The sequence below is a fragment of the Gordonia sp. NPDC003585 genome, assembly GCF_040610755.1.
Taxonomy (GTDB): Bacteria; Actinomycetota; Actinomycetes; order Mycobacteriales; family Mycobacteriaceae; genus Gordonia.
The window spans coordinates 1-10,857 of the sequence record NZ_JBEXMX010000120.1; the positions used below are offsets into that span (position 1 = coordinate 1).

10 protein-coding genes and 2 pseudogenes are annotated in these 10,857 nt (G+C 67.1%); 9 read left to right on the forward strand and 3 right to left on the reverse strand.

What is annotated here, in order from left to right; all coding sequences use genetic code 11:
* From ABZW74_RS22695 to pknB, 5 genes and pseudogenes are all read left to right on the forward strand, one after another.
* A pseudogene (locus tag ABZW74_RS22695) lies at nucleotides 1-753 on the forward strand (hypothetical protein); the annotation flags it as partial.
* Complete coding sequence (locus tag ABZW74_RS22700) at nucleotides 750-2,180, forward strand: FtsW/RodA/SpoVE family cell cycle protein (RefSeq protein ID WP_355279557.1); 1,431 nt, start codon at nucleotides 750-752, stop codon at nucleotides 2,178-2,180. The pseudogene ABZW74_RS22695 and the gene ABZW74_RS22700, both read left to right, overlap by 4 nt.
* On the forward strand, nucleotides 2,177-3,664 hold the full coding sequence (locus ABZW74_RS22705) for a penicillin-binding protein 2 (RefSeq protein WP_240860448.1): 1,488 nt from the start codon (nucleotides 2,177-2,179) through the stop codon (nucleotides 3,662-3,664). The genes ABZW74_RS22700 and ABZW74_RS22705 overlap by 4 nt, the downstream gene beginning before the upstream one ends.
* Complete coding sequence (locus ABZW74_RS22710) at nucleotides 3,661-4,998, forward strand: protein kinase (RefSeq protein ID WP_240860449.1); 1,338 nt, start codon at nucleotides 3,661-3,663, stop codon at nucleotides 4,996-4,998. The genes ABZW74_RS22705 and ABZW74_RS22710 overlap by 4 nt, the downstream gene beginning before the upstream one ends.
* Nucleotides 4,998-6,917, forward strand: a complete 1,920-nt coding sequence (gene pknB, locus ABZW74_RS22715; RefSeq protein ID WP_240860450.1) for a Stk1 family PASTA domain-containing Ser/Thr kinase — start codon at nucleotides 4,998-5,000, stop codon at nucleotides 6,915-6,917. Before ABZW74_RS22710 ends, pknB begins: the two co-directional genes overlap by 1 nt.
* A 4-nt stretch (nucleotides 6,918-6,921) precedes the next feature.
* Here pknB and ABZW74_RS22720 read toward each other — a convergent pair whose 3' ends face one another.
* A complete protein-coding gene (locus tag ABZW74_RS22720) occupies nucleotides 6,922-7,575 on the reverse strand; it encodes an aminodeoxychorismate/anthranilate synthase component II (RefSeq protein ID WP_240860451.1) in 654 nt (217 codons plus the stop codon).
* 124 nt (nucleotides 7,576-7,699) lie between these two features.
* Here ABZW74_RS22720 and crgA point away from each other — a divergent pair, with 124 nt between their 5' ends.
* Together crgA and ABZW74_RS22730 are read left to right on the forward strand one after the other, a co-directional pair.
* Complete coding sequence (gene crgA / locus ABZW74_RS22725) at nucleotides 7,700-7,990, forward strand: cell division protein CrgA (protein WP_240860452.1); 291 nt, start codon at nucleotides 7,700-7,702, stop codon at nucleotides 7,988-7,990.
* Between the two features lie 81 nt (nucleotides 7,991-8,071).
* Nucleotides 8,072-8,539 (forward strand): PH domain-containing protein, encoded by a 468-nt coding sequence (locus ABZW74_RS22730; RefSeq protein ID WP_240860453.1) that lies wholly within the window; start codon nucleotides 8,072-8,074, stop codon nucleotides 8,537-8,539.
* A 271-nt stretch (nucleotides 8,540-8,810) separates the two neighbouring features.
* Here the strand turns inward: ABZW74_RS22730 and ABZW74_RS22735 are convergent, their stop codons facing one another.
* Together ABZW74_RS22735 and ABZW74_RS22740 are read right to left on the reverse strand one after the other, a co-directional pair.
* On the reverse strand, nucleotides 8,811-9,692 hold the full coding sequence (locus tag ABZW74_RS22735; protein ID WP_240860454.1) for a rhomboid family intramembrane serine protease: 882 nt from the start codon (nucleotides 9,690-9,692) through the stop codon (nucleotides 8,811-8,813).
* A 32-nt stretch (nucleotides 9,693-9,724) separates the two neighbouring features.
* Nucleotides 9,725-10,246: a peptidylprolyl isomerase gene (locus ABZW74_RS22740; RefSeq protein ID WP_240860456.1), complete on the reverse strand. Its 522-nt coding sequence runs from the start codon at nucleotides 10,244-10,246 to the stop codon at nucleotides 9,725-9,727.
* Nucleotides 10,247-10,339: 93 nt separating this feature from the next.
* On the opposite strand from ABZW74_RS22740, the gene ABZW74_RS22745 reads away from it, so the two are divergent.
* Nucleotides 10,340-10,522: a hypothetical protein gene (locus ABZW74_RS22745; protein ID WP_355279562.1), complete on the forward strand. Its 183-nt coding sequence runs from the start codon at nucleotides 10,340-10,342 to the stop codon at nucleotides 10,520-10,522.
* Between the two features lie 36 nt (nucleotides 10,523-10,558).
* A pseudogene (locus ABZW74_RS22750) lies at nucleotides 10,559-10,857 on the forward strand (hypothetical protein); the annotation flags it as partial.

A 10,857-nucleotide genomic window follows, 5' to 3' on the forward strand; every position in this document is an offset into this window, starting at 1 on the left:
CCGAAGACCGCGGCCGGACGCGCCGCTGCGCTGCGGCCGCCACCCGCGGAACCGTTGCGCCCCACCGTCCTCGACGAGCCGGCGCCGACCGGCCGCCGCAGTCATCTGGGCCGCTGGATCGCACTCGGCGTGGCGCTGATCGTCGTCGCTGCACTCGTCATCGGGTACTTCGTGATCCGGGCGACGATCTACAGCAACTACTACGCGACCGCCACCGACACCACCCAGGTCAACAACCTGACCGACGGCAACGTCGTGATCCGTCAGGGTTCGCCGGAGGAGTTCCTCTTCCGCACGATGAATCGGCCTGCGGCGAACGGATGCATCGAGACCGACGCGCAGATGGTGCCGCAGATCGTCTTCAAGGACGAGGGCCAGGAATGTGCCCGCACCCTGCGCCTGCTCGATCTGAAACAGGCCACCGCGCAGTCGATCGTCGACCTGAAGATCAAGAACCTCAGTCGTGACGAGGTCGAGAACTCGATCAGCGGCGAATTGCTTCCGGTGTGCCAGGACATGCCGACGAGCACTCCGCCACCGCGGACCGGCACGACGACGCCGAGCAACCAACCCGGATATCCGGGCGGCGGCGGAGCCGATTCGACGCTGACTCCGGGCGCCACCACGGCGCCGACGCGCCCGAACCCCGCTCCGGCACCGTCCACCACGCGACCCCCGCTCGACGATCCGAACGCCACCGGCACCGTGCCGAACACCCCACCTGTCGGCTACCCGGACTGCCGACAAAAATGACCCAGTCCGCGCCCGCTCCGCACGCACCCCCGCGTCAACCGAACGAGCAGACCGGCCGCAACACCGAGCTTCTGCTTCTGGTGTTCGCGATCGGCCTGGTCACGGTGGCGCTGTTGATCGTGCAAGCCGCACAAGGGCAGTCCATCACCTGGGCGATCCTCAAGTACGTGGGCGCCTACATCCTGCTGTTCGGTGCGGCGCACTTCGTGATCCGCCGGTACGCACCCCACGCCGACCCGATCCTGCTGCCGGTGGTGGCCGTCCTCAACGGGCTGGGCCTGGTGCTCATCCACCGGCTCGACCTGGGCACCGCATCCAACGAGACACCCGTCCCCACCGAACACACCAGCAACGCCGACCAGCAGTTGCTCTGGGCGTTCCTCGGCGTCATCGCCTTCTCGGCGATCCTCATCGTCGTACGCGATCACCGCACGCTGTCTCGGTACGCCTACACCCTCGGTCTCGGCGGCATCATCTTCCTCGCGATCCCGGCGATCCTGCCGGCCGGATGGTCGACGATCAACGGGTCCAAGATCTGGATTCGCACGCCCTTCTTCAACATTCAGCCCGGCGAGTTCTCCAAGATCCTCATCATCATCTTCACCGCGGCGTTCCTGGTGGCCAAGCGCGACCTGTTCACCACCGCAGGCCGACACTTCCTCGGGATGGATTTTCCGCGCGCACGTGACCTCGGACCGCTGCTGGCGGCGTGGGCGATCGCGATCGGCGTGCTGGCCTTCGAGTCCGACCTCGGCACGTCGCTGCTCATCTTCACCACGATGCTGACGATGGTGTACGTCGCCACCGAACGGGTCAGCTGGCTGGTGATCGGTCTGACGCTGTTCGCGGCCGGGGCGGTCCTGGCGTACTCGCTGTTCAGCCACCTCCAACTCCGGGTGTCCATCTGGCGAGACCCGTTCGCCGACTTCTACGGCGACGGCTATCAGATCGGCCAGAGCCTGTTCGGCCTGGCCACCGGCGGCCTGCTCGGCACCGGTTTGGGGTCGGGCCGGCCCAACACCGTCCCGTTCGCCAACACCGACTTCATCATCGCGACGATCGGCGAGGAACTCGGCTTGGCCGGCCTCACCGCGATCCTGCTGCTGTTCCTGGTGCTGATCATGCGCGGACTGCGCACCGGCGTCGCCGTCCGCGACAGCTTCGGCAAACTGCTCGCCACCGGGCTGTCGTTCACCATCGCGATGCAGGTCTTCGTGGTGGTCGGCGGCGTCACCAAACTCATTCCGCTGACCGGTCTGACGACGCCGTTCATGTCGTACGGCGGGTCGTCGCTGCTGGCCAACTACATTCTTCTGGCCCTGCTGGTGCGGATCTCCAACGCGGCCCGCGAGCCCGATCCGGCCAATCGCCGACCGGCACCCAAGCCGGTCGAATCGCTGCCCACGCAGGCGGTGACCCGCGCATGAACAAGCCGATCCGACGGGTGTCGGTCGCGGTCATCCTGATGATGGTGGCACTACTGGCCAACGCGACCTACGTCCAGGTGTTCAAGGCCAACAGCCTGCGCACCGACAGCCGCAACGACCGCATCCTGCTCGACGAGTTCTCCCGGCAGCGTGGTCTCATCACGGCTGGCGGCACCGTGATCGCCAGTTCGGTGCCCACCGACGGCCGCTTCAAGTTCCAACGCGTGTATCCGGGGGAGACGGCGTTCGGGTTCGCACCCATCACCGGCTACTTCTCGCACATCTACGGCAACAGCCAGATCGAGGATGCCGAGAACAGCATCCTCAACGGCTCCGACGACCGGCTGTTCGGTCAACGGTTCATGGACATGCTGTCCGGCCGTGATCCGCGCGGCGGCAATGTCGTCACCACCATCGACCCCCGGATCCAGCGGCTCGCCTACAACGCCCTGCGCAACGGGCCGTGCGACGGTCCGTGCCGCGGTTCGCTGGTGGCGCTGCAACCGAACACCGGCAAGATCCTCGCGATGGTCTCGACACCCAGCTTCGACCCGAACCTGCTGGCCAGCCACGACGCCGACGAGCAGTTCCGCAACTGGGACCGGTTGACCAAGGATCCGCGTCAGCCCACGCTCAACCACGCCATCAACCAGCTCTACCCGCCCGGATCGACGTTCAAGGTGATCACGTCGGCGGCCGCACTGCGCGACGGGATCGACACCAGCATCCGGCTGACCGCGTCGCCGTCGATCGTGCTGCCCGGCACCAACCAGAGCTTGGAGAACTACGACGGCGAGACGTGCCCCGGGTCGTCGGGGGGAACCGTAACGCTCGAAACGGCGTTCAAGTTCTCGTGCAATACCGCGTTCGCCGACCTGGTGACCACGAAGATGAAAGATGCGACGACAGTGTTCACCGAGACCGCCCGGCTGTTCGGGATCGATCAGCCCGGACCGAACATCCCGATGACCGTGACCGAGTCGACCGTCGGTTCGATCACCTCCCCGGATGTGCTCGCCCAATCGGCGATCGGTCAGCGCGACGTCCGCCTCACCCCGCTGCAGAACGCGATGATCGCCGCTACCGTCGCCAATGGTGGCGTGCGGATGCGCCCGTACCTGGTGGATAAACTGCAGGCGGCTGATCTGCGCACCCTCGAGACCACTCAACCGGCGACGATCAACCAGCCGATCACCTCGGATCAGGCGTCGACCCTGACCCGGATGATGGTGCTGTCCGAACAGGAGACCAACGGTAGCGGCGGCGCTGTCACCGTTGCGTCGAAAACCGGGACGGCCGAACTGTCGGACCCGAACGCGACGCCGGTGACGTGGTACATCGCGTTCGGTCCGTCGACGAACGCACAGGTGGCCCTTGCGGTCGTCGTGGAAAACGGTAGGAATGGCGTGAAGTCGGTGGGCGCCGATCTCGCACCGATCGGACGGGAAGTGATCAACGCAGTGGTGGGAGGTCCAGGTCGATGACCTTGCAGAACGGCATGACCATCGCCGATCGCTACCGCCTGATGAGGCTGATCGCGACCGGCGGTATGGGACAGGTGTGGGAGGCGCTCGACACCCGGCTGAATCGTCGGGTGGCGGTCAAGGTTCTCAAGGCCGAGTACACCAACGATCCTGAGTTCATCGCACGGTTCCGCGCGGAGGCGCAGACCACCGCCAAGCTGAACAACCCCGGCATCGCCAACGTCTTCGACTACGGCGAGACACCCGATCGGGCCGGCGGCGAAGCGCTCGCCTATCTGGTGATGGAGCTCGTCGACGGTGAGCCGCTCAACTCGGTGATCTCCCGTCTCGGCCGGCTCTCGCTGACCAACACCCTCGACATGCTCGAGCAGACCGGTCGGGCGCTGCAGGCTGCGCACAGCCAGGGGCTCGTGCACCGCGACGTGAAGCCCGGCAACATCCTGATCACCCCGACCGGCCAGGTGAAGATCACCGATTTCGGTATCGCGAAGGCGGTGGACTCCGCACCGGTCACCCAGACCGGCATGGTGATGGGCACCGCCCAGTACATCTCGCCCGAGCAGGCCACCGGCGACGAGGCGACCGCGGCGTCGGACGTCTATTCGCTCGGCGTCGTCGGCTACGAGTCGCTCACCGGCCGCCGACCGTTCCTCGGTGACGGCGCAATCACGGTGGCCATGAAGCACATTCGGGAAACCCCGCCGCCGCTGCCGAGCAACCTGCCGTCGGGTGTGCGTGAACTCATCGAGATCACGATGGCCAAGGATCCGCGTCAGCGTTACGCCAACGGTGGCGAGTTCGCCGACGCCGTCGCCGCGGTGCGGGCGGGTCGTCGGCCGCCGCGTCCGGGTGCCGCAGCGGTCGCGGGAGCGGCTGCCGGGGCCGCTGGTGCTGCGGCGCTGTCCCGTACCGCGCCGGCAAGTGCGGCGTCACGCCCGCCGACCGCCCCCCGTTCCACGCCGATCCCGCCCCCGGATGACAGCTGGACCACCGGTCAGAAGGTGCTCGCCGGGGTGGCCGCCGCGCTGCTCGTCGGTGCGATCGGCCTGATCGGCTTCTGGTTGCTCACCAAGGATTCGTCGGGGGCGAGCGCGCCGACCCCGTCGTCGACGACGGTGACGCAGTTCCAGACGACGACGGTCGCACCGCCGCAGACCACCGAGACCGAAGACGACACCCCCACGCCGACCACGACGACCACCACTCGGCGGCCGACGACCCGCACGACCACCGAGAACACCACCACACCGACCACCGAACCCCAGACGAGCGAGAGCACCGACCCCGGCGCTCAGACCGCACCGCCCTGGTTGTCCTTCCCGCCGATACCATGATGTCGACGCCGCATCACCTCTCCGACCGCTACGAACTGGGCGAAACGCTCGGGTTCGGCGGTATGTCGGAGGTCCACTACGCCCGCGATCTTCTCCTGCACCGGGATGTCGCGGTCAAGGTGCTGCGCGCCGATCTGGCCCGCGATCCGACGTTCTACCTGCGCTTCCGGCGCGAAGCCCAGAACGCGGCCAAGCTGAACCACCCGACCATCGTGCAGGTCTTCGACACCGGTGAGGCCGAGACCGACGACGGTCCGCTGCCGTTCATCGTGATGGAGTACGTCGACGGCGACACGCTGCGCGACATCTTGCGCTCCAACGGTCCGGTCGCCCCGCGGCAGGCGATGACGTGGATGGCCGACGTCGCCGCCGCCATGGACTTCTCACACCGCAACGGCATCGTGCACCGCGACATGAAACCGGCCAACGTCATGATCGACAAGTCCGGTGCGGTCAAGGTGATGGACTTCGGTATCGCCCGCGCCATGAGCGACACCAGCGCGACCATGACGCAGACGTCGGCCGTGATGGGCACCGCCCAGTACCTGTCGCCCGAGCAGGCGCGCGGCATCAAGGTCGATCCGCGCAGCGACATCTACTCGATGGGGTGCGTGCTCTTCGAGCTGCTCACCGGGGAGCCGCCGTTCACCGGTGATTCGCCGGTCGCCGTCGCACACCAGCACGTCCACGAGGATCCGCCGTGGCCGTCGCACGTCAAGCCAGAGATCCCGCGCGAACTCGACTCCGTGGTCCTCAAGGCGATGAGCAAGAACAAGGAGAACCGCTACCAGTCGGCGGGCGATCTCCGCGCCGATCTGATCAAGGTGCTCGCCGGCGGCAAACCGTCGGCGCCGCTGCTGCTGTCGGACGCCGAACGCACCGAGTTCATCGACACCGGCCCACGCAAGGCCATGCGCGCCGAGGCGGCCGGCGGTGGTTCACATCGACGCGAGGACGACGACACCGGGCCGCAGGCGGTCCGACGCCGCTCCAAACCAGTGATGTTCGGGGCGGTCGCGGCCGTGGTCTTGTTGCTGGTCGCTGCGCTGTTCTTCTGGGCGCCGTGGAGCTCCGACGACTCCGCCCGGCAGGTCTCGGTGCCCGATGTCGCGGGCCTGACCACACCCGACGCGCGGTCGGCGCTGGAGAAGGCCGGGTTCGAGGTCAAGGAACTCCAGGAGCCGAGTGCCACCATCGACGTCGGCCACGCGACCCGCACCACACCGGGCGGCGACAACGTGATGGCCGCCGAGGGTTCCGAGGTGACGCTCTACATATCGTCGGGTCCACCACGCGAGAAGATCCCCGACGTCCGCGGCAAGACGCTGCCCGAAGCGACCGAGATGCTCAAACGCCGCGGCTTCACCGACGTCAAGACCGTCCGCGTCGACTCGACCGCCGAACTGAAGGACAAGGTGGTCGAGACCGCCCCCATGATCGGCACCGAGGTGCCCGTGACCGGGGTCGTGGAACTGCGCATCGGCAACGGTCCCAAGCTGGTGACCGTGCCTAATCTGGTGGGTCAAACCCGGCAGCAGGCGCAGGTGTATCTCGAGCAGATCCAGCTCCGCATGGTCGTCGTGCAGGTCGACTCCGACCAGCCTGCCGGTCGAGTGGTCAGCTCGTCGCCGTCGGCCGACGTCGAGGTCAGCGAGGGCAGCGTCGTGCAGGTCTCGGTGTCGCGCGGCAACCTGTTCGTGATGCCCAATCTCCGCGGCAGCACCCCCGCCCAAGCCTTGGCCGAGCTGAGCCGGGCAGGTTGGGATCGCAGCACGCTGACGCGGTCGACGCGCAACGTCCCGCTCGGCAGCCCCGACGACGGCAAGGTCATCGGGCAAGACCCCGCCCCGGGAAGCAAGGTGCGCAAGAACGGGTCGATCAGCATCGTCGTCGGACAAGCGAGTCTGCTGCCCAACTGACTCCTCAGCGCGTGATGGCAGCCGCCATCTCGGCTTCCAGCGCGGCGACGCGCTCTTCGGGGATCTCGATGCCGCACACCGCGAGCCAGTTGGCGAGCATGCGGTGGCCGCCCTGGGTGAGCACGCTCTCCGGGTGGAACTGCACGCCGTGAATCGGCAGCTCCCGATGTTGCATGGCCATGACGATGCCCGATTCGGTGCGACCGGTGACGACGAGTTCGTCGGGGATGGTGTCGGGCACCACGGTCAGTGAGTGGTAGCGGGTGGCCGTGAACGGATCCGGTAGGCCGGCGAGGACGCCGACGCCGTCGTGGGCGACCTGAGACGTCTTGCCGTGCAGAAGTTCTGGCGCACGGTCGACGGTCGCGCCGAAAGCCGCACCGATCGCCTGATGTCCGAGACAGACACCAAGCAGAGGGAACCCGTGCTCGGCCGCGACGGTCACCATCGGCGTCGTCACGCCGGCGCGCTGCGGGGTCCCCGGGCCCGGGCTGAGCAGCACACCGTCGAATCCGGTTGTCGCCGAGACAAGATTCTCGGTGTCCAAGTGCGGGTCGTCGTTGCGCCACACCACAGCCTCGACACCGAGCTGGCCCAGGTACTGGACCAAGTTGTAGACAAAGCTGTCGTAGTTGTCGATGACCAGGATGCGTTGCACCCCGACAGGCTACCGCCGCAGCAGGGGTGGTTACGACGGCGACCAGGTGAGATACCGTAGAGGAGAGCTTTTGCGCGCGCCGGGAGCCATCCCAACTGCGCGGTGTCGTACTACAGAGGAAGTCATGCCGAAGTCAAAAGTCCGGAAGAAGACCGACTACACCATCAACCCGGCCAGCCGGACCCCGGTCAAGGTCAAGGCCGGACCGTCCAGTTCGATCTACGTGGGCGTGATGCTCGGGCTCATGGTGCTCGGACTCGCCTGGCTCGTCGTCTACTACCTGGCCGCGAGCAACACCACGTACGGCGGCGAGGGCCAGCCCCTGCACTGGATGGCGAACCTCGAGGCGTGGAACTTCCTCATCGGCTTCTCACTGATGGTCGCCGGCCTCCTGATGACCATGCGGTGGCGCTGACCTGCGCATATTGTCCGCATCAGGTTCTCCACACTGTGGAAATCACATGTGTGTAATTCATCCCCACTGTGAGTAACTTCTGTGGATAACTCTGTCGACGCCTCTTGGGCGACCCCCCGAGCCGCTGCCGCAGCCCTCTGTATCGCCGGGTTCGTCCTGCTCGCGGTGGCCTTGGTGGCAGCTCCCGACGCGGTGGGGTTGCTGATGATCTCTGTCGCCGGCGTCCTGTTGCTGGCCTTCGGCGGGTACGCGCTGATCATCCGGCCACGTCTGGCCGTTGCGGCGTCACCACCGCAGCTGACGATCCGGACGATCGGCGGCGTCCACACCTACGCGCCGGATCAGGTCGAACGCATCCGCCTGCTGGCCCTGCGTCGGATCGGACGCCGGACCGCGCAGCTGGAGATCGATCTGCTCCCCGACGGCGCCGGCTCGCGCGACGACGCCCGGCTGGTGGTCTTCAGCCGATGGGATCTCGGTGCCGACCTCATCACCGTGGTCGACGAATTGCGCCGCGCGGGCTTCACGGTCGACGACGCGCGGCCGTAGGACACGCCCCGATCGCCGGCTGAGCAGCAAAGAGTCCACTCCCGCCGGAGGTGCAAGCGAACAGTCGCCACCCGCTGGCTGAGGTGCGAGCCTGCGAGCCTCGAAGCCCGTGGTGAGACGACAATGTCCTCTCACCAGGCCTTCGAGGCTCGTCGCTAGCGCTCCTCACACCTCAGGCAGCGGGTGGGGGCTCCTCACACCTCAGGCAGCGGGTGGGGGCTCCTCACACCTCAGGGAGCGGAGGAAGGCACCTGCGGGGGAGCAACACCTTTCAGCGCAGGATCATCGGCCCGCTGTACATGACTCCTGCGCCGACCCCGACAGCGAGCGCCAGCACCAGCAGAACGCCGAGCGCGGCCCACGACACCCGCGATGCCGACGCCGCGTCGAGCCGATTGCGTGGCAGCACCAGTTCGGGGAGGTAGACGATCGCGGCCGTTGCGGCGACGCCAAAGGCCAGACCGCCGAGATGTGCCATCAGGGAGATGCCCGGCAACGAGATCGACAGGACCACGTTGAAACCGATGATCACCAGCACCGGGGTCGGCGAGACGCGGGCCTTGAGAACGATCACCAGCATCGCCCCCATCAGCCCGTAGATCGCACCGGATGCGCCCGCGGTCTGGACGTTGTCGGCTTCGAAGAGCATCACGGCAGCGCTGCCGCCGAGTAGAGAGATCAGGTACACCGCGAGATACCGGTAGATGCCCAGGGCGATCTCGAGGTCGCGGCCGATGATGTAGAGCGAAATCATGTTCACTGCGACGTGCATCACGGTGAAGTGCAGGAATCCGGCGGTCAGCAGACGCCAGTACTCACCGTCGCCGACGATGCCCTTGACGAGATCACCGTGTGCGAACAGTGCCGCGTTCGAGGGGTCGGTGACACCGGCCTCGGCAACGCACAGTCCGAACACGATCAGGTTGATCGCGATCAGCGCGTAGGTCGCGTACGGCGTCCGGCTCGACGAGATGGCCCGGAACGACCACGACCGTCGTCCCGGATTGGCCGAACCTCGCTGGACTCCGTCGTCGCGCAGGCAGTCGACGCAGTGCTGGCCGACCGCGGCGGGACGCAGACATTCCGGACACGCCGGCCGCCCACACCGACTGCAGGACAGTCCGGTGGGGCGGTCGGGGTGCCGGTAGCACACGGCCACCTGAGGTGGCGTGTACTGAGGGCCGGTCAGTTGACCTCGATCTTCTCGATGACGACCTCGTCGAGCGGACGGTCACGACGGTCGGTCGAGGTGGTGGCGATCGCGTCGACCACCTGCTGCGACGCGGGGTCGGTGACCTCGCCGAAGATCGTGTGGCGACGATTCAGGTGCGGGGTCGGGCCGACGGTGATGAAGAACTGCGAGCCGTTGGTGCCGGGTCCGGCGTTGGCCATCGCGAGCAGATAGGGGCGGTCGAACTGGAGTTCCGGGTGGAACTCGTCGGCAAACTGGTAGCCCGGGCCGCCCGTGCCGGTGCCGGTGGGATCGCCGCCCTGGATCATGAATCCCTCGATGACGCGGTGGAACGGCGAGCCGTCGTAGAACGGTCCGGAGTTGCCGCCCGACGCGTTGGGCTTGGTGTAGTCCTTGCTGCCGTCGGCGAGACCGACGAAGTTCGCGACGGTCTTGGGAGCGTGATTCGGGAACAGGTCGACCTTGATGTCGCCGCGATTGGTGTGAATGGTTACAGAAGAATTCGGTGTGGTCACACCTCCATCCAACCATCTGCGACGAAGTCGGTGGTCAGACTGCACGACCAACCCCGCTGGCATCGTGTCGCGTCGACTGGCAGTCTTGTCCACATGCCCAAGAAGTATCTGATCGCCGCCGCAGGTGCGCTGGTCGCGAGTGTGTCGGCCGGCATCGCTGTCCTGCTGGTCCGACGGTCGCGGCGCGAACCTGCTCCGGTGTCTGCCACTGTGCCCCGTGTTGAGGAACTGACCACGACGATCGACTCCGAGAAGTCGACGTCACAGGCCTCCTGACGGCGGCCGGACGATCGCCACAGGTAATTTGGAACCGTGACCTCCGACGACGAACGCAATCGGCCGCCCGGCCCGGGCGATGCCGATGACGCACGTGGCGCCGGACCGGCTCCATCGTCCACCGAGGCCGGCTCCGGCAGCCTGGCCCCATGGGAGCGTCCTCCGCGGGCTCCGCTGAGTGCACCCGTGCGTCCGCCGTCCGGCGAGCCATCGTCGGCCCGACCCCCGACGCCCGACCCGCGTCGCACCACCGGCAGCCATCCGATCCCGCCGCGCGGCCCGGTCACCGGTCCGCGCCCCACCCGCGGCCCAGCGCGGTCCGGCCTCGGTCCCAC

Coding starts and splice junctions, on each gene's coding strand:
- ABZW74_RS22700 (WP_355279557.1), top strand. CDS start 750: ATGACCCAGTCCGCGCCCGCTCCGCACGCACCCCCGCGTCAACCGAAC.
- ABZW74_RS22705 (WP_240860448.1), top strand. CDS start 2,177: ATGAACAAGCCGATCCGACGGGTGTCGGTCGCGGTCATCCTGATGATG.
- ABZW74_RS22710 (WP_240860449.1), top strand. CDS start 3,661: ATGACCTTGCAGAACGGCATGACCATCGCCGATCGCTACCGCCTGATG.
- pknB (WP_240860450.1), top strand. CDS start 4,998: ATGTCGACGCCGCATCACCTCTCCGACCGCTACGAACTGGGCGAAACG.
- crgA (WP_240860452.1), top strand. CDS start 7,700: ATGCCGAAGTCAAAAGTCCGGAAGAAGACCGACTACACCATCAACCCG.
- ABZW74_RS22745 (WP_355279562.1), top strand. CDS start 10,340: ATGCCCAAGAAGTATCTGATCGCCGCCGCAGGTGCGCTGGTCGCGAGT.